The sequence below is a fragment of the Saccharothrix luteola genome (genome assembly GCF_020859565.1).
GTDB classification, from domain to species: Bacteria; Actinomycetota; Actinomycetes; order Mycobacteriales; family Pseudonocardiaceae; genus Actinosynnema; species Actinosynnema luteola.
The window spans coordinates 62,088-79,805 of sequence record NZ_JAJHUO010000031.1; the positions used below are offsets into that span (position 1 = coordinate 62,088).

The following is a 17,718-nucleotide window of genomic DNA, read 5'->3' on the forward strand; positions in this document are numbered from 1 at the left end:
CCGGCACCTTCGTGCCTATGGGTGTGGTCAGGTGAGAGGGCCGAGGAACCACTCGCCGGGCGTGGGGGTCGTCGCTCATGACGAAGTCCTCGGAGGCCCGGCACACCTCGTCGTGCGAGAGCACGCCGTTGCCTGAGGACGCCGCCCGGTCGATGCCCTGCGTGCGGACCCTGAAGCGCTCGGTCCAGGGCCGAATGCCAGGGGGTGTTGCGCAGGGCGGTGACAGGAACGGGCCGGGCGTGCTGGATCTGGCGAATGAGGTCGGCGACCGGCACGGGGGCGACACCCGTGATGCGAGTACGCCCGGCACCAAGGCGCAGCCCGGGCGCTCGCAGGGCAACCGGATCACTGATCATCAGGGTGCGACCAAGTTGGTCGGGAACTGAGGTTCCCCGGCGACCCGAGGCGGTTGTTGCCGGGGTCAGGGGGTGATGCCGGGATGGCGGTCGGTTCGGCTCGGACGGTGTGCCAGGCGGTTTCGTACTCGCCCGGGCTGAGCCGGGCGAGCTCCTTCTGGATGCAATCGGTGTCGCAGAATCCGTCGATGTAGCGGAAGAGCCAGGCGAAGCGCGTCGATGGGAAGTCGGTGCAGCAGTGCCGCGAGGATGCTCGGTCGCCGGGAGAGAACCGCGCAGCACAGCACCGATGCCTCTCCGTCCCACCAAGATCTGATACAGGTACCGAGGACGGCAGCGCGGGAACGCCCGCGGCGGCGGGTGGCAATCAGTTCCGTGCGAACCGACAGCGTCCCAGTGACGCGCAGGAGGAGTCCCCCGGTGGAGCGGCTGGACGGGCCGGAAGCGCTGGCCGCCTGGTACGACGCCCACGCCCGCCCGCTCCACCACTACCTGGCCCGGCGGGCCGGGACGGCGGTGGCCGACGACCTCGTGGCCGACGTGTTCCTGGTCGCCTGGGAGCAGCGGGCGAGCTTCGATCCGACCCGCGCCGGGCCCAAGGCGTGGCTGTACGGGATAGCCACCAACCTGCTGCGGCGACACCACCGCTCCGAGGAGACCCGGCTGCGGGCCTGGGCGCGGGACGGTGGCCGCCGGTCCACTCAGGACGAGGTCGACCACCGGGTCGCGGACAGCGTGGACGCGGACGTGCGCGCTCGGCGGATGGCCGAGGCCATCGCGGGGCTGCGTGCCGAGGAGCGCGACGTGCTGCTGCTCGTGGCGTGGGGTGAGCTGACCGCGGCGGAGATCGCGGAGGTGCTCGGGATCAAGGAGCAGACGGTGCGGACGCGCCTGCACAGGGCCAGGACGAAGCTGAGGACCGAGGAGGCGCGTGATGCGTGAGGACGAGGTGGACCAGGTCGTGCGGGACGTGCGCGGCGACACGGCGCCGATGACCGGCGAGAGCTTCACCGCCAACCGGGAGAAGGTGCTCGCGCTCGCCGCGGCCGGACGGCCGGCGGGCAGGCCGACGCGGCGCTGGTGGGGTGTCGCCGCGGGCGTCGCCGTGCTGGCCGCGGGCGGGGTGCTGGCCCAGGTGGTGCTGGGTGGTCCGACGCCCGCGACCGCCGAGGCGGCGCAGGCGTTGACCAGGGCCGCGGACGCGATCACGACAACGGACCCGGTGCTGGGCCCCGGCCAGTACCGGTACGCGATCAGCCGCGGCCGGTCCGCGGTGCGGGCCTCGCAGGGCGGGCAGGACTTCCGGTGGCTGGGCGAGGAGGTCCTGGAGGTGTGGCTGCCCGCGGTCGAGGGGGAGGAGTACCTGGTCCGCCCCCGGGACACCGGTCGGCGGGACTGGTTGGTCGGCACCGAGGAGCAGGCGCGCAGCGCCGGGTTGGACCTGCGGCCCGCGCAGCAGAACGAGATCCGCGGCCGGTGTGACCGGCCGTGCCAGGAGGACCCGGGGGCGTGGCAGCAGCCCAACGCCCGGTTCCTGGCCGGCCTGCCCCGCGCGCCGGAGGCGCTGCTGGAGCGCTTGCTCGCTGACGGTCGAGGACGCGGGTCCAGCGACCACCAGGAGGCGCTGGTCCTCGCTTCCGACCTGCTGCGCAGCGGCAAGGTGCCCGCGGACCTGCGGGCCGCGGTGTTCCGGGCGCTGGCGCTGCTGCCCGGCCTGGAGGTGGTCGACCAGTCGGCCAACCTCGACGGCAGGCGGGGCGTCGCGCTGGCCGTGACCGACGGCGACGACCGCCAGGAAGTCATCGTCGACCCGGCCACCGGCGAGTTCATCGGCGACCGCCGCGTGCTGACCGAGTCGGACGGGTCCCTGCCGGCCGGGACGGTCGTGCAGTCCGGTTCGGTGACGACGGCCGTGGTCGACGGGATCGGTGTCCGCCCCTGAGCCCGGACCTGCTGAAGTTCGGACCGCTTGCGGTCCGGTGGGAAGGTCGAGGGGGTGTGGCCGGTGGTCGCACCCCCTCGGTCCGCGTCGTCCCCTACCGCTGGGTGATGTCCGACGGGCGCGTTCCGGGGTGGACCAGGTCGCCGAGGTGCGTCGTGCTGGTTCACCTGCAAGAACGAACTCGCCCACGACCCGCCCGGACGCGGGCGATGATCATCACCGGCCCTGCGTGGCGGTGCCGGCCGCACAGTGAACCCGCTCGGGAAGCGGCCATACGCCGACGCCTGATCGTGGGACGGAAACTCAACCGGCACGTGCAGGTGTACTTCCGTTCCACGAACGGGTGAAACAGCGGTCTGGAGGCTTCCCGCCCGGCATCACGTCGAGTCCTCGTGCGACAGTCCACCGGGGACGGTGGAGATCGGCCCTCACCGACTGCGCAGAGAGGAACCGCCATGATGGCCATGACCACACCCCTCGCCGCCGTCAGCCCGTTCGCGCAGGAGGACGACGGCGTCGGTGGTGCGGAGATCGCGGTGATCGTCCTGCTGATCGCCATCGGGATCGCGGTGTTCGTGCTGTGGGTCGCCGCGATCGTCTCGGTACTGCGCAGCCGGAGGCTGACCGGCGGCGGGAAGCTCCTGTGGATCGCGGTCGTGCTCGCCTTCCCGTTCCTCGGCAGCATCGGCTGGTTCGCCGGCGGGCGCGATGCGCGGCTCATCCGCGACGCCGGTCCGGCGGCCCCGTTCCCGGACGCGCGGTAGACGCCTTCGGACGGGATCGTCCGAAGCTCTGCTCTCGGAGCCGGTCGAGGGCACTCGACCTGATCCGACAGGCATGCCGCCGGCTGGTCGAGTGCGGCTTCGACCCGTTCTCGCCGGGCTGCGACGTCGACGTGCTCAAGTCACAGCTTTGAGGCCGACCTCGCTCAGGACGGCGCCGGACCTTCGTTGCCCGCATCCCCGGTCCTGATCGACGCCGGCTCCAGGTCGGCCAGTCGTCGGCGGACGCGCTCGGCGTCGGTGTCGCGGCCCTGTTGGCGGTAGAGGTCCAGGGCTTCCCTCCAGGCCGCGCGAGCCTGGGCGCGGTCGCCGAGTGCGAGGTGGGGGTGGGCGAGGTTGTCCAGGGTGTCGGCGGCCTCGGCGGTGTTGCCGACGGCGTGGTAGAGGTCCAGCGCCTGCCGGTAGTGGTCGACGGCCCGGTGGTGGTGGCCGGTGTGGTGCTCGATCCAGCCGAAGCTGTCCAAGGTGTCCGCCTCGCCGTCGAGGTCGTCGTGGCGGCGGTACAGGTCGAGGGCGGCTTGGCAGTGCTCGCGGGCGACTTCGTACTCACCCAGGCGGGCGGCGTGCCAGCCCACCATGTTGAGCGCGGTGGCCTCCCACACCGGGGAGCCGAGGGCGCGGAAGAGGTCCAGGGCGTGCCGGGCGTGGTCGAGGGCCTTGCGGTCGTTGCCGCGTTGCTCCCAGGCCCACGTGAGGGCGTGGTGGGTGTGGGCCTGCTGCGCGAGGTCGTGGTGCTGCCGGGCCAGTGCGAGGGCCTGGTGGAGGTGGTCGATGGCCCGCTCGTGCCGCTCCAGTTCGGCGTGGGCGTGGCCCAGGAGCCGGTGGGCGAGGATGCGCGTGCCGGGGTCGGGCAGGTGGGTGGCGGCCTCGGTCGCGGCCTGCCACACCGCGAGATCGTCGTGGATGCGCCCGCGCAGGCGGTGGAACGTGCCCAGGGTCCAGGCGATCTGCCACACCACCCGGTGGTGGCGCCGGGCGACCGCGTCCTGGTGGACGGCCAGGAGGTGCGGGTGGTGGGCGTCCATCCAGGCCAGGGCGGTCGCGCGGTCGGGCAGCGGGTGGGGCCGGGCGCCGGGCGCGGGCGGGCCGAGCCGGATCGGTGGGCGGTAGGGGTTCAGCAGGTGGTCGGCGGTGTGGGCGGTGTGCAGGTAGAAGTCCGCCACCCGTTCCAGCGCGGCTTCCCGCGCCGGTTCCGGCAGGTGTCCGTCCGCGGTCGTGGCGTAGGCGCGGACCAGGTCGTGCATCGCGTAGCGACCGTGTGGGTGCCGGTCCAGCAGCGAGTGGTCCTCCAGCACGCGCAGGGCCTTGCGCGCCTCGGTCGGGGGCAGGTCGGTGAGGGAGGCGGCGGCGGGCAGGTCGATGTCCGGTCCGGGCGCGATCCCGAGCAGCGCGAACACCATCCGCTGCCGCGCGGTGAGGTGGCGCAGCGACCACGACAGCACCGCGGGCAGGCTGGCGGTGAGGTCGGTGTCGTGGTCGAGCATCTCCAGGCCCGCCTCGCGCAGTTCCGCGGCCAACTCGGCCAACGGCAGTCGGGGACGGGTGGCGGCGTGCCGCGCGGTGATGGCCAGGGCCAGGGGGTGCCGACCGCACAGCCCGACCAGCTCGTCGACGGCGTCGGGTTCGGCGTCGGTGCGGTTCTGGCCGAGGCGTGCGGCCAGCAGGGCGCGGGACTCCGCGGGCGTGAGCACGCCCAGGGGCAGGTGGTGCGCGCCGTGCCGGTCGATCAGCGACGGCAGGCTGGTGCGGCTGGTGACCAGCACGGTGCAGGTGGGGTTGCCCGGGAGCAGCGGCACGACCTGGTCCGCGGACGCGGCGTTGTCCAGCAGCACCAGCGCACGCCGCCCGGCCATCAGGTTGCGGTACAGGGTGCCCGGGTCCGCCTGGGCGCCGTCGGTGGTGGCGCCCAGGGCGGTGAGGAAGCCGCGCAGCGCGTCGGCCGGGTCGGTCGGCTCCCCGGTGGGGCTGAACCCGTGCAGGTCCACGAACAGCTGCCCGTCGGGGAACCGGTGCAGGTTGCGGTGCGCCCAGGCCAGCGCGAGCCAGGTCTTGCCGACCCCGCCCACCCCGCCGACCGCCGAGATCGCAGCCGTCCCCGTCCCCTGGTCGCCCGACGCCGCGACCAGGGCGCGGTCGAGCTCGGCCAGCTCGGGCACGCGGCCGGTGAACGCCGGCGGCGCCGCGGGCAGTTGGCGGGGCACCACCGGTGACCGGTCCGCCGCGGGCGAGGCCAGGTCGGGGTCCGCGGCCAGGATCCGGTGGTGCAGCTGCCGAAGGCCTGGTCCGGGCTCGGTGCCGAGTTCGTCGGCCAGTCGGGTGCGCAGCCGTCGGTACCGGTCCAGCGCGTCGGCCTGGCGACCGGCGCGGAAGAGGGCGAGCATGAGCTGGGCGGCCACGTGCTCGTTCAGCGGGTGTTCGGCGGCGCGGTCGGTCAGCTCGGGCAGCAGCGCGGCGTGCCGCCCGAGCCGCAGCGCCAGGTCCAACCGGTCGGTGTCGGCGGCGAACCGCTCCTGCTCCAGCCCGTGGCGCACCGAGGTGATCCACGGTGTGTCCAACCCGAGCAGCGCCTCGCCCCGCCAGAGCCCGGCGGCGCCCTCGGCCAGCTCCAGCGCGCGGGCTTGGTCCGTCTCGGCGCGTGCCCGCGCGACCAGCCGGCGGAACCGGTGCACGTCCACCGCTTCCTCGTCGACGACCAGCTCGTACCCGCCGGCCCGGTGCACGATGGCGGCCCGTTCGGTGGCGCGCAGGGCCCGGCGCAGGCGTGACAGGTAGCCGTAGAGGGTGCTCCGGCCGCCGGGCGGGACCCGGTCACCCCAGGCCCGGTCGAGCAGCTGGTCGGCCGACAGCCACTGGTTGGCCTCGACCAGCAGCACGGCCAGCACGCACCGCTGCCGGGCGTGACCGAGGTCCACCGGCCGCCCGCCGATCCACGCCTGCACCGGGCCCAACACGCGGAACTCCACCGTCACCGCGCAACTCCCCTTCGCCGACCGGCCCCCGTGATCCCGGTCTAGCAGGGGCTTCGCGCGGTTGCAGGTTTCCCGCAGGTTTTCGTTCGTTCGGTCGAGCAAGGTGGCGGACGTGGCGGACCGGAACGGCAGGAGCGCACGACACACCGGTCCTCGCCGCACCCCCACCACGGTCACGGAGGACTTCATGCGGTTACGGCAACGAACAGTCGCGCGGCCACCGAGGAGCGGCATGCGATCGCGACTGCTGCGCGGGACGACGGCAGCGGTGTTGGCCACGGCGATGGTCCTGCCGGTGGCGGCTCCCGGCGCGCAGGCCGCCCCCGCCGCGGCGCCGCGGTCCGGTGAGGTGTCGGCGAGCTCGGTGCAGGTGATCGTCGCGGCGGCCCAGGCGGCCTACTCGGCGTACAAGCAGTTCGCGAAGGCGGGCATGTCGGTGGAGGAGGCGACCAGGCAGATCCTCAGCGCGATCAACTCGGCCAAGAACGAGATCATCTCCCACATCGACCTCATCGCCACCGCCCAGGCCAAGGCGTGCGCGCGGGCCGCGATCATCGACTTCGCGGACATCGAGCGGTTCACGCCGGACACGCTCCAGGCATTCGCCCGCGACGCCACCGCCTGCGTCACCTACATCGACAGCCTGCTCGACGCCGTGGTCGACCCCGGCGCGATCGACCAGCTCGGGTTCGCGCTCGACGCGGTCGGCCCGGTGGCGCTGATCGCCCGCGGGCGCGCCGGCCTGACCACGCAGGGCCTGGCGGACACCCTCGTGCACGGCAACACGACGGTGATCTCCAAGCTCTCGCCGACCTGCAAGGGCGTGTACCGCGAGGGCATGCTCGAGTGGTACGGCTGCACCGCGTACAACGGCGACAAGGGACAGCACGACACGTCCGTGCAGATCGCCGCGGACCGGGCCACCGCGAACACCAGCCGCCCGGTCGCCAAGACGTCGCGGACAGTCCTGCTGTCCTGACCCGAGGGGTGTTCCCGCCCGCGGCCTTCCCCCCGACGGGCCGCGGGCGGGGGCTTTTCCCGGGGTGGTGCGCGAGAGTCGGTCACGTGGGCCGGCGCAGCACGGTGACCGCGTGCCGCGAGGTGGTCGGCAGGCACAGCGTCGACGCGCGGCACACGGTCAGACGACCCGCCGGCCGTCGCCCAGGTGAGCGGCCCGTCGCACCCGGCGGGCCGGCAGCCCCACCCCGGTGAGGGTGGAGATGCCGGCCCGGTCGGAGTCGAGATGTGTCAGGCGATCAGCGCTGCAGCGTCAGGACGCCCGGTCGGTAGGGCAGCAGGCCGTACTCCACTCCGTTGGAGCGGGGGTCGCGGCCCTGGTAGAGCAACTGGAGGTTGCGGGAGTCGATGGTCTTGGCCTGGTCGGGGTTGGTCCGGATCAGGTCGCCGTGGCTGATGTCGTTGGTCCAGGTGGCGCCGCTGTTGGCCTTGCCCGCGAAGGGGTTGCTCTCGGTGGCGGCCTGCGGGGTCCACGAACCGCCCAGGCTGCTGGACGTGAACGAGCGGAAGTAGCGGCCGTTGGCGCCGATCGCCTCGACGATCATGAGGTACTGGTTCTGGCCCTGGACCTTGTAGACCTCGACCGCTTCGAACAGGTTGTTCGTCGTGTCGCTCATGATCGTGGTGTAGGACGAGCCGAAGCTGCCCGGGAAGTTGCCGACCGGCATGACCTGGCGGTAGATCTTGCCGTTGTCACCGGCGAAGAACAGGTGCATGTTCTGGCTGTCCCCGATGATCGTCTGGTCGATGGGGCCGGTGCCTATCAGGTCGCCGCGTGTGGTCCGGTGGCGTGTCGACGTGTGGACCGGCGGTCTGCGGAGGCTCGAGCTCGGCCTGCCGGTCATGAATATCTTTCAGCAGGATCGTGACTGCACAGGTTCAACACATGGGCCGTGCCCACCCTCTCCAGCTACGAAGGGTAATCAGGGCGGGCGCGCGCTCCGGATCGCGAAACTATGCTCGGACGGTGCACCTGGACCAACCTGAACTCGCCGAGCTGTGGCGGCTGGCCCGCGAGACCCTGGAGGGTGGCGGCCGGTCTGCGTTCAGCATTCGCGTCGAGGACGAGAAGACCGCCGCGGCGCTCACCGAACTGCTGCGCAAGCCGGTCGCGCACCCGGCCCGCCGGCAGATCTCCCTGGCGCGTCTGGACGAGCACGTCCGATCGCACGGCAGCACGCTGGCCGAGGTGCTCGAAGCGTTGCACGGCAGGCCGATCGGCATGTCCACCGCCGAGGAGGCCTCGACAGCCGACGCCGTGCTGAAGTTCGCACTGCGTCAGCACAACCTGCTGCACGAACCGTGGGCCGCACCGTGGATCGCGCACGTGCGCCGGTACGGCAAGATCCCACAACCGGCGTTGCCGATGCTCGCCAACCAGGCGGCCTGGGTACTCGGCAGGCTCGGGCCGACCACGACCCGGTTCGCCCTGGCCGGCAACGACCTCGACGAGGGACGGCCGCTCGCCCGGATCGTGGGCAAGGCGCTCGAACTCATGGGCACGACCTGGGAGCAGGCTGGAATCCTCAAGGACGCCTATAGCGACCCGGTGCTGACCTCCCAGGGCTACCTGACGCTGAACGACATCCTCGAGACCCCGGAGATCACCGTTGTCCGGAGCCCACGCCTGCTCGAATCCGGCGTGCCCGGCCCGTTGATGGTGCTCCCGAACGGCCTGACCGCACAGGCCAAGCACCACCTCATCGGCAAGGTGGTCCGCTGCCACAACGACTTCACACCGGACGGCATCCGCGCGACCAACGACATCCTCGCCTGGACCGACGGCACGGCGTGGCGCATGTCGGCGACCGACTACCGCGAGGCCGTCACCACCCTGATCGCCCGCGGCGTCGAACTGCCGACGTTGAACAACGGCCCTGCGGAGGCCACCTGGGATCCCGACCTGGCCAAGACCATGACCACCACGGGCCTGATGGTCACCGAGGAGCACGTGCTGCCGTCACTCCTCTGACGGCGAACCGCTTCACGTCCCGCCACCTGCCGCGAATGTCGTCCGTGCAGGTCAGGCGGGGTGGTGGTGCTCGTTGGGGATGTCGCCGAGTCGTTGCCGTCGGCGGATGTCGAGTCGGGTGACCGCTGTTTGATCGGTGGTCGGTTGTGGCAGTGGTTGTAGCGGTCGGGTGTTGGTGATGCCTTGGTGGGGTCGGTGGGTGGTGTAGGAGTGCTCGTACTGGCGTAGTGCGTGGAGATGTGCGGGATGTGGATTCCGCTGAGGACGACCCTAGTGCCCGTGTCGGCGAGGGTGTCGTCGAATTGGGCGGGGTGCTTGCGGTCGTGGTCGCGGATCGGGATCCGTGTGTGTCGGCCTTCGTCTTCGAGGTCCATGACGAGGTTCCTGGTGGCTTGGGCGACGCGGGAGCGGTGGGGTGTGCGGTGGTGTTGAGGACGTGGATCCGGCGGTTGGCGTGTTCGATGGCCGTGAGCACGTACAGGTGGGCTTCGCTTTACGTGTGGGTCTCGACGAAGTCGTAGGCCAGTAGGGCGTCGGCTTGGGAGTGGAGGAAGGCCGACCAGGTGGTCGTGGTGCGCTCGGGTGTCGGGTCGGCCCCGGCGTCCTGGAGGATCTGCCAGACCGTGGAGGCCGCGACCTTGATGCCGAGGACGAGGAGTTGGCCGTGGATGCGGCGGTGGCCCCAGGTGGGATTCTCTCGTGCCAGGCGCAGCTCCAGGAGTCGGATCGAGCGGGTGGTCCGTGGTCGGCCGGGACTGTTGGGGCGGGATCTGGCTGCGTGGCGGTGGGCGAGGAGGTCTCGGTCTCACCGCAGGATCGTCTCCGGGCGTACCAGTGGTCGGAGTCGACGAAGCGCTTGCATCGGGAGTCGGTGCGGCAGTGCCGCGAGGAACGCTCGGTCGGCGGGGGAGAACCGTCGACGGGCGTTGCCCAGCTTGGCGTTCCAAGACGGTGATCTGGTGCCGTGACGCCAGGATTTCCGTGTCCTTGTCCCGGTCGCTCATGGCAGCAGAAGCAGCAAAACGAAGGCGTTGGTCACCCTGAGGTAGGCCAGTCGGAGCAGCACAGCCGGTCATCATGCCGTGCTGGACGACATCACGCGGATGGCAACCGTGGCCCGTGAGCGCTTCGGACGCTTGGGCTGCGTAGGCCTTTTACCTGCGTGGATGAGGTTATCGGCATGCACAACGTCACGGCACTCGGCCGAGGGACGTCAGCGGGCGGTGCGGCTGGTCGAGGAGCACCGGGAGGAATACCCGTCGTGGTCCCGGGACCACGACGGAGGAGTCCGCGGAACTCAAGCGCCTCAACCGTGAGGTGGTGGAACCAAAGCGTGTCAACGAGATCCTGCGATCGGCGACCTTCTTCGCGGCGGAGCTCGACCGCCCTCCCGGCGGTGATCACCTATGTCGACGAGCACAGGGACCGGTTCGGGGTCGAGCCGATCTGTCGTGTCCTGCGTCGGGGCAGGCGTGGCGATCGCCCCGTCCACCTACTACGCCGCCATGGCCCGTACCGCCTCGGCGCGTACCGTCCGCGACGAGGAGACGCGCGAGGAGGTTCTGTCCGTGTGGCGGGAGAACCGCCAGGTCTGCGGAGCAGGGAAGATCTGGATCACGTTGCGCCAGAGGGGGATCACGGTCGCCCGGTGCACGGTCGAGCAGTTGATGCGCGAGCTGGGCCTCAGCGGTGTGATGCGCGGCCGTCCCCGCCGCACCACGATCCCGGCCAGGGACGGGTGCCGCGCCCGCGACCTGGTCGACCGGGACTTCACTGCGGGACGGCCGGACGCGTTGTGGGTGGCGGATTTCACCTACGTGCCTACCCGGTCGGGCACCGTCCACGTCGCGTTCGTCATCGACGTCTTCTCCCGCCGGATCGTGGGCTGGAAGGCCGACACCTCCATGCGCACCGCGCTGGAGATGGCGTTGTGGACCCGCGGGCACACAGGCCACCCGATCACGGCGGGGTTGATCCACCACTCGGACGCGGGTCTCTCGCTGAGAGAAGCAGAAGCCGGCACTCGCCGACAGCAGGGACGTCGTCGCGGCCAACCGAACTGGGAGGTGAAGCTGACACTGTCATATTGACAGTGTCGGTTATAGTCGTGTCGTGAGCGACGAGGAGCTGTGGACGATCGGGCAGCTGCCGGACCGGGTCGCCGCGCTGCTCGCCGACGACTACGAGGGCCAGCGGAGCGGCCGGGTGCGGGAGTTGCCGAACGGGCGCGCCATCCGGTGGTACACGACCATCGGGTTGGTGGATCGGCCGGTGGCATACCGGGGACGCACCGCGCTGTACGGGCGGCGGCACCTGCTCCAGGTGGTCGCGGTCAAGAAGTTGCAGGCGGCGGGGCACACGCTGGCGGAGATCCAGGCGGTAGTGGTGGGCGCGGACGGCGGCAGGCTCGCCGAGTTGGCCGGGGTGACCCGGCAGGTCGAGCCGGCTGGACGAGCCGAACCCGCGGGACGGTCGGACGACGGTGCCGCGGCGTCCCGCAGCGGGGCCTTCTGGCGCGACCGGCCCGCGTCGTCGCCACCCGCGCCACCCGCAGCGATGCCGCCGGCCGCTCCCGCACCGGTGGCCTCCGCACCCCCGGCCGCCGGCGGCACCCGGGTCGTGCCCGGTCTGCGCCTGGGACCCGGCGTCACCCTCGTGCTCCACGCCGCCGACCGCGTCCCCGACGCGACCGAACTCGCCGCCATCGAAACCGCCGCGGCACCCCTGCTCGACCTGCTCGCCCGCACGGGTCTGGCCCCGACCACTGGAGAGGACAACGGATGAGCACCCGCATCGCAGTCGTGGGAGACGTCGAGGCCACCCGGCCCACCGAGGACGACGGCCTGGGCTGCCTGCGCACCGAGCGTGGCAACCTCCCGCTGGAAGCCGTCGACGTCCACGCGACCATCACCGGGCTGGCCTCGCGCACCACCATCACGCAGACCTTCCACAACCCGCACCCCGACCCCCTCGAAGCGACCTACGTCTTCCCGCTGCCCGCCCGTGCCGCGGTGACCGCGCTGCGCGTGGAGGCCGACGGCCGCGTGGTGGAGGGCATGCTCAAGGAACGCGCGGCCGCGCGGGCCGACTACGACCAGGCCGTCTCCGACGGCAAGCGCGCCGCCATCGCCGAGGAGGAGCGGCCGGGCGTGTTCACCACGCGCGTCGGCAACATCGTGCCCGGCGAGCGGATCACCGTGCGCCTCACGATCGTGGGGGTGCTCGCCTACGAGGACGACACCGCCGAGTACCGCCTGCCGCTGGTCGTCGCACCCCGCTACGTCCCCGGCACCCCGCTGCCCGGCGACCAGGTCGGCGACGGCGTGGCCCGTGACACCGACGCGGTGCCCGACGCCTCCCGCATCAGCCCTCCGGTGCTGCTGCCCGGTTTCCCGAACCCGGTCCGCCTGTCCCTGGTGGTGGACGTCGACCTGGCCGGGCTGCCACCCGCGGAACCCTCGGCCAGCCTGCACGCCACCGTCACCGAGGAGACCGCCGGCGGGTTCGGCGTCCGGGTCGAGCCGGGTGCGCGCGTAGACCGCGACTTCCTGCTGCGCTTGCGCTTCGCCGACGCCGACGTGGTCCGCACCTCGTTGGCCGTGCGCCCGGACGAGGGCGGCGAGGGCGGCACGTTCGCGCTGACCGTGCTGCCCCCGGCCGCCGGCGGCCGGCTGCCGAGCCGGGACGTGGTGCTCGTGCTGGACCGGTCGGGCTCGATGCACGGTTGGAAGGTGGTCGCGGCGCGCCGGGCCGCGAGCCGCGTGGTCGACTCGCTGCGCGCGGACGACCGGTTCGCCGTGCTGGCGTTCGACGACCGGCTGGACAGCCCGGACGAGCTGCCCGCCGGCCTGGTCGCGGCGACCGACCGCAACCGCTACCGCGCGGTGGAGTTCCTGGCCGGCCTGGAGGCCCGGGGCGGCACCGAGATGCTGAACCCCCTCCAGCGCGCGGCCGGGCTGCTCGGCGCGGAGGGCGATCGGGAACGCGTGCTGGTGCTGGTGACCGACGGCCAGGTGGGCGACGAGGACCGGTTGCTGCGCGAGGTCGCCACGAGCCTGGCGGGCGTGCGGGTGCACACCGTCGGCATCGACCGCGCGGTCAACGCGGCGTTCCTGCAACGACTCGCGGGCTCGACCGGCCGCTGCGAGCTGGTCGAGTCGGAGGACCGGCTGGACGAGGCCATGCGCGACATCCACCACCGCATCGGCGCGCCCGTGCTGACCGGCCTGGCGGTGCGGGCCGACGGCCTGGCCGTGGAGGAGGGGTCGCTGGCCCCCGCGCCGCTGCCCGACCTGTTCCCCGGCGTCCCGGTCGTGGTCACCGGCAGGTACGCGGGCGAGCCGTCGGGCGCGGTGGAGGTCACCGGCTCGGGTGGGTGGCGGCAGCGGGTGGCGGCGGTGGCGAGCGACAACGCCGGGCTGGCCGCGCTGTGGGCCAGGGCTCGGGTGCGCGACCTGGAGGACCGCTACGTCGTGGGCGCGGGCGACCTCGACGCCCTGGAGCGGCAGGTCGTGAGAACATCGCTGGAGCACGGCGTGCTGTCCCGGTTCACCGCGTTCGTCGCAGTGGATGAACGGGTCGTCAACGAGGGCGGTCGGGTGAGGCGGGTGACGCAGCCGGTCGAACTGCCCGACGGCTGGTCATCCGTCCCCGCGTTCGCCGGCGGAGGCGGCTACGGCGCGGCTCCGGCCGGGATGCCGGTGGCCGGGGCGCCGATGGCGGCCATGCCGTTCGTCCCCGCCCCGGCCCCGGCGGCACCTCGCGCGCGGAAGACGCGGGCCCGTGCCGATCTCGAAGCGGCCGTGGCGAGCAGCGCGGACCTGGCAGCACCTAAGCCCGTCGCACCCGCGCCGCCCGTCCCCGCGCCGGCGGAGTTCGCCGCGGAGGCGTTGACCGGGCTGCGCGAAGCGCGAGAGCCGGCCGCTGCCCTGCTCGAGCGCCTGCACCAGGCCATCGGCCGCCACCTCCCGTCGTGGCGGGCCGCGGGCGCGCCCGCCGAGGCGCTGCGGACGCTGGCGGACCTGGCCGCGGAACTCGCCGTGCCCACCACCGATCCCGCCGAGGTCGACCGCCGCCTGCGGCACGCGATCGCGACGCTGGAGACCCTGGCCGAACCCCCGTCAGGCCAATCCCGGCCGGCCGAGCCCCGCCGGCGCAAGCCGTTCTGGAAGCGGTGACCTCCCGTTCCCGGGGCGGAGCCCGCCTCCCCGCCCCGGGAACGGTCCGCCGCAGACGACGACGCTGCCTGTTGTCGCGGCGCGGTACCGACCCGTCATCGCGGTCGGGCGCCCGAGGGCATCGGCCGCGAAGTCGCGCCGTAGATCGGGGACACCAGCCGATCACCCGAACCGGCGAGCGCCCCTCGTCCAAGTGCGGCAGTACAGCTACCGGGCCTTCACCGACGCCTGCCAGAACGCCAAGGTGACCGTACCCATGGGCGCGGCCGGAGTTGCTCCCGGCCGGCGCGTTCCTTCGCCACGCCCTATGGACTGCGGCCATGGCGGCACGGAGGATGGGGCGCATGCCACCGCCGACGCCCGACCTCGTGGTGCACGACGAAGCGTCGTGGCACCACCTCGCCGTCCACTCGGGTGATCACGCCCTCCCGTCCTCCCGGGTCGGATCGGTCACGCGCCTCGCCGCCGCCTTCCGCGACCGGGTGGGGTGAGAACCGTGACCGTCGTGGCGGACCCGGGGCAGCACCGCCGGCAGCGGGTGCGGCTGACACCGCAGCGCACGATCCAGGTACCCGTCACCGGCTCGCGGGAGGCCGAGGGGCCGCTCACCCTCGGTCAGGTCAACATCGCGCAGTGGCTGAGCCAGGTCTCCGACCACTTCTACTCGGTGCTCTGCGTCGAGCTCCCGGTGCCGGCCGTCGCCTCGGTGGACGACGTGGTCGAGACCATCGCCGTGCTGGGCGCGCGGCACGAGGCGCTGCGCACCTCCTACGACCTCGGCGAGGAGAAGCGGCAGCTGGTCGCGGCCTCCGGCACGCTCCCGCTCGAGGTCTGCGTGCTCGGTCAGGGCCGGTGGGGTCCGCGCGACCGCACGTCGGTGGCCGGGACGCTCCTCCGCCTGCTGCGCGACAACCCCGACCCGGATCGGCCGGCGATGCGGGTCGTGGTCGCGGTCTCTCCCGACGAGGACGGCAGGGTCATCGCGTGCGCGGGCGCGTTCTCGCACATGGCGGTCGACCACGGCGCGATCGAGGTCCTGCGGCGCGAGTTCGCCGAACTGGTCGGCGACACCTCCCGCCGGCACGTCGGCACACCCCGCCACCAGCCACTGGACCAGGCGCGACTGGAGGCGACCCCCGCCGAGCGGCGCCGGGCGCGGGCGGCGCAGGTCTACCTCCAGCGCCAGACCTCGAAGATCCCCCGCCTGCTCTACCACATGCCCGACACCAGCCCCGGCGGTGATCCGCTGGCCGTGGAGCTGTCCTCACCGGCCGCCGCCATGGCGGTGCGCCGGGTGGCGACCCGCACCCGCGCCAGCCGGCAGAGCGTCGTGCTGGCCGCGATCTGCGCTGTGCTGGCCCACCGCACCGGCGACGAGGAGATCGTGCTGCCCCTGATGTCGGGCAACCGCTTCGACCGCCACCTGCTCGACTACGTCGGCTCGCTGGCCCAGGGCACGATCGCCTCCGTCGGCGTCGCCGGGCGCGACTTCGACGCGCTGGTCGCGCACACGTGGACCACGGTCCTGGAGGCCAGCAGGCACGCCCGGTACGACGCGGCCGAACGAGCCCGGCTGGACGAGCGGATAGCCCACGAACGCGGCCTGCTGTTCCGCTACGAACCGCTGTTCAACAACCTCGCCCCCGAGCCCGGTCCCGGTACCTCGCCCGGCGCCTTGCCCGGCACCGACGAACTCCGGGCCGCGCTCGCCCACACCGAACTGCGCTGGCGTCCGGTGCAGCGCAACGCGAAACCGGTGCGCTTCAACCTCAACCAACTCGACGAGCGGCTGGTGCTCGACCTGTGGGTCGAGGACGACGGCGTGGTCCCGCGTCAGGAAGCGGAGTCACTGCTGCTGGCGTTCGAACGCGTCCTGGTGGCCGCGGCACACGAAGACCTGACCACCGCGCGGATGCACGACCTCATCGGGCTGCCGACGGCCGAGCGCTCGGCGAACTGGCTGCTGCTCGACTCGTGCCGGGTCGACCTGCGCCAGGTCCAGGCCCTCTTGGACGACGCCCTGGCCCCGGCCGTCACCCGGGTCTTCGCCGAAGCCAACGGTCACCCCTTGGTGGCCTACGTGACCATCACGGACCACGCCAGCACCCCTGAACAGGCCCACGCCCGCTGCATGGCCGCACTTCCCGACCACCCGGCGGTCCTCACCCCACGCCACTACGTCCTGTGCCCCGCCGCCCCGACCGACCCGGCGGACCTCGCCTCCTGGCCCGCCCCCCGCCACACCGGCACGGGACGCGCACCCGCACCGCCGGTCGAGCTCTGAACGCTGGGCTCGGGTGGCCGCAGGCGGTCGCGGCGGTCAACTGCCTGGGTCCGCCGGTCCCGCTCACGAGCACCTCGGCCCCTCACGCTACGTACGGCTTCAACCTGCATGGATGGAGTTATCGGCAGGTACAGGGTTCGTGGCGGACCGGACCCGCGAGATGCCTGCTCAGAACCGCGTTCTCGTGCCGTAGCACGAGCAGTTTGGCCGCCTCACCGCCTCGCCGGGCAGCAGCACCGACGAGATCGACAGCAACCTCCGGGTCACCCCGCACAGCAGGGCACGACGATCACCCTGACAGGGCCCCAACGCGGCGACACCGCGCTCTACCAGCGACGATGATTCTTCGAGCGGCACAGGTCGGCTCGACCCAGCACGGCGATTTCGTGCGTGGCACCAGCAGTTCGGCGTCTTTGGCCGCCGATGACCGGCCGAGCAGAACCAGCCGGCCAACGACCCGGACGAAGATCAGGTACAGTAGTCGTAACGCCATGCCCTGGGATCGTGCCCCTGCCGCCCATGATGCGCGATCGCTGCAGCTCAGCGTCCGAACGCCGAGTTATGAAACCCACAGGGGAGAAGGTCGGTGTCACGCAGCGGCTGCGCGACCGGTCCGCCTGATCGAGGGCCGGGTGGCGGCGCCGTCGGCGGTGGTCGTGGACTCGCGGTCGGTGCGCGCCGCCGCCACCGTCGGCCGGGCCACCCGCGGCTGGAACGGCGGGAAGAAGGTCGCGGGTCGCAAGCGCCACATCGTGGTAGACACCCTGGGATTGTTGTCGGCGGTACTGGTGCCCCCGGCCTCGACGCAGGACCGGGTCGCCGCCCGCAACCTGCTGCGCCGGATGCGCGCCACCGCGGGCGTGCGGGTGTGGTTGGTGTGGGCCGACGGCGCCTACACCGGCCCTATGGCCGACTGGGCACGAAGAACGCTTCGCGTGGTGATCGAGATCGTCCAACGCCCGCAACTGCCATACTTCACGGTGCTGCCCCGAAGGTGGGTGGTGGAACGCACCCTGGCGTGGATCACGGGCCATCGCCGCTGCGTCCGTGACTACGAACGCCTACCCCGCCACCACGAAGCCATGGTCCGCTGGGCCATGATCCGCATCACCAGCCGCCTACTCACCCAACCCCGATAGCTCGGAAACAGCTACTTAGCTTGACTCTATCGGTGATCTTGGAACGGTCGGTGTGTCGTGGAGGGTGACCGGTAGGTAAC

Annotated in this window: 12 protein-coding genes, 1 pseudogene and 1 other annotated feature; of the genes and pseudogenes, 11 read left to right on the top strand and 2 right to left on the bottom strand. The window is 72.3% G+C overall.

Going from position 1 to position 17,718, the window contains the following annotated elements; translation table 11 throughout:
- Positions 1 to 776: 776 nt before the first annotated feature.
- The 3 genes from LNK82_RS36380 (at position 777) to LNK82_RS36390 (ending at position 3,062) form a co-directional block, all read left to right on the top strand.
- Positions 777 to 1,298, top strand: coding sequence for an RNA polymerase sigma factor (locus LNK82_RS36380; RefSeq protein WP_230571474.1), 522 nt, complete (start codon positions 777 to 779; stop codon positions 1,296 to 1,298).
- Positions 1,291 to 2,298, top strand: coding sequence for a CU044_5270 family protein (locus tag LNK82_RS36385; RefSeq protein WP_230571475.1), 1,008 nt, complete (start codon positions 1,291 to 1,293; stop codon positions 2,296 to 2,298). Before LNK82_RS36380 ends, LNK82_RS36385 begins: the two co-directional genes overlap by 8 nt.
- Positions 2,299 to 2,762: 464 nt before the next feature.
- On the top strand, positions 2,763 to 3,062 hold the full coding sequence (locus LNK82_RS36390; protein WP_230571476.1) for a PLD nuclease N-terminal domain-containing protein: 300 nt from the start codon (positions 2,763 to 2,765) through the stop codon (positions 3,060 to 3,062).
- Positions 3,063 to 3,226: 164 nt separating this feature from the next.
- Here LNK82_RS36390 and LNK82_RS36395 read toward each other — a convergent pair whose 3' ends face one another.
- Positions 3,227 to 6,049: an AfsR/SARP family transcriptional regulator gene (locus LNK82_RS36395; protein WP_230571477.1), complete on the bottom strand. Its 2,823-nt coding sequence runs from the start codon at positions 6,047 to 6,049 to the stop codon at positions 3,227 to 3,229.
- Positions 6,050 to 6,281: 232 nt separating this feature from the next.
- On the opposite strand from LNK82_RS36395, the gene LNK82_RS36400 reads away from it, so the two are divergent.
- Positions 6,282 to 7,028, top strand: coding sequence for a hypothetical protein (locus LNK82_RS36400; RefSeq protein WP_230571478.1), 747 nt, complete (start codon positions 6,282 to 6,284; stop codon positions 7,026 to 7,028).
- A gap of 277 nt (positions 7,029 to 7,305) precedes the next feature.
- On the opposite strand, the pseudogene LNK82_RS36405 reads toward LNK82_RS36400, so the two are convergent.
- Positions 7,306 to 7,821 (bottom strand): annotated as a pseudogene (locus LNK82_RS36405) (non-reducing end alpha-L-arabinofuranosidase family hydrolase); the annotation flags it as partial.
- A 212-nt stretch (positions 7,822 to 8,033) separates the two neighbouring features.
- Between LNK82_RS36405 and LNK82_RS36410 the strand changes: the two are divergent.
- From LNK82_RS36410 to LNK82_RS36440, 7 genes are all read left to right on the top strand, one after another.
- Positions 8,034 to 9,038 carry a TIGR02679 domain-containing protein gene (locus tag LNK82_RS36410; RefSeq protein WP_230571479.1) on the top strand — a complete coding sequence of 335 codons (1,005 nt, stop codon included), beginning with the start codon at positions 8,034 to 8,036 and terminating at the stop codon, positions 9,036 to 9,038.
- Positions 9,039 to 10,396: 1,358 nt separating this feature from the next.
- Positions 10,397 to 10,525: a sequence feature (AL1L pseudoknot), on the top strand.
- Positions 10,511 to 11,128: an IS3 family transposase gene (locus LNK82_RS36415; RefSeq protein WP_230571480.1), complete on the top strand. Its 618-nt coding sequence runs from the start codon at positions 10,511 to 10,513 to the stop codon at positions 11,126 to 11,128. It overlaps the preceding feature by 15 nt.
- 22 nt (positions 11,129 to 11,150) lie before the next feature.
- Positions 11,151 to 11,822 (top strand): MerR family transcriptional regulator, encoded by a 672-nt coding sequence (locus LNK82_RS36420; RefSeq protein WP_230571481.1) that lies wholly within the window; start codon positions 11,151 to 11,153, stop codon positions 11,820 to 11,822.
- A complete protein-coding gene (locus LNK82_RS36425) occupies positions 11,819 to 14,215 on the top strand; it encodes a VIT domain-containing protein (RefSeq protein WP_230571482.1) in 2,397 nt (798 codons plus the stop codon). The genes LNK82_RS36420 and LNK82_RS36425 overlap by 4 nt, the downstream gene beginning before the upstream one ends.
- Positions 14,216 to 14,559: 344 nt before the next feature.
- The gene (locus LNK82_RS36430) at positions 14,560 to 14,706 is read left to right on the top strand and encodes a hypothetical protein (RefSeq protein ID WP_230571483.1); all 147 of its coding nucleotides are present in this window, start codon (positions 14,560 to 14,562) and stop codon (positions 14,704 to 14,706) included.
- 5 nt (positions 14,707 to 14,711) lie between these two features.
- Positions 14,712 to 16,499, top strand: a complete 1,788-nt coding sequence (locus LNK82_RS36435) for a condensation domain-containing protein (RefSeq protein ID WP_230571484.1) — start codon at positions 14,712 to 14,714, stop codon at positions 16,497 to 16,499.
- A gap of 632 nt (positions 16,500 to 17,131) precedes the next feature.
- Positions 17,132 to 17,638, top strand: a complete 507-nt coding sequence (locus LNK82_RS36440) for a transposase (RefSeq protein WP_230571485.1) — start codon at positions 17,132 to 17,134, stop codon at positions 17,636 to 17,638.
- The last annotated feature ends 80 nt before the right edge of the window (positions 17,639 to 17,718 follow it).

Bases quoted from the DNA above. Each gene is read 5' to 3' on its own strand.
- LNK82_RS36385 (WP_230571475.1), top strand. From the start codon at position 1,291: ATGCGTGAGGACGAGGTGGACCAGGTCGTGCGGGACGTGCGCGGCGAC.
- LNK82_RS36390 (WP_230571476.1), top strand. From the start codon at position 2,763: ATGACCACACCCCTCGCCGCCGTCAGCCCGTTCGCGCAGGAGGACGAC.
- LNK82_RS36400 (WP_230571478.1), top strand. From the start codon at position 6,282: ATGCGATCGCGACTGCTGCGCGGGACGACGGCAGCGGTGTTGGCCACG.
- LNK82_RS36425 (WP_230571482.1), top strand. From the start codon at position 11,819: ATGAGCACCCGCATCGCAGTCGTGGGAGACGTCGAGGCCACCCGGCCC.
- LNK82_RS36430 (WP_230571483.1), top strand. From the start codon at position 14,560: ATGCCACCGCCGACGCCCGACCTCGTGGTGCACGACGAAGCGTCGTGG.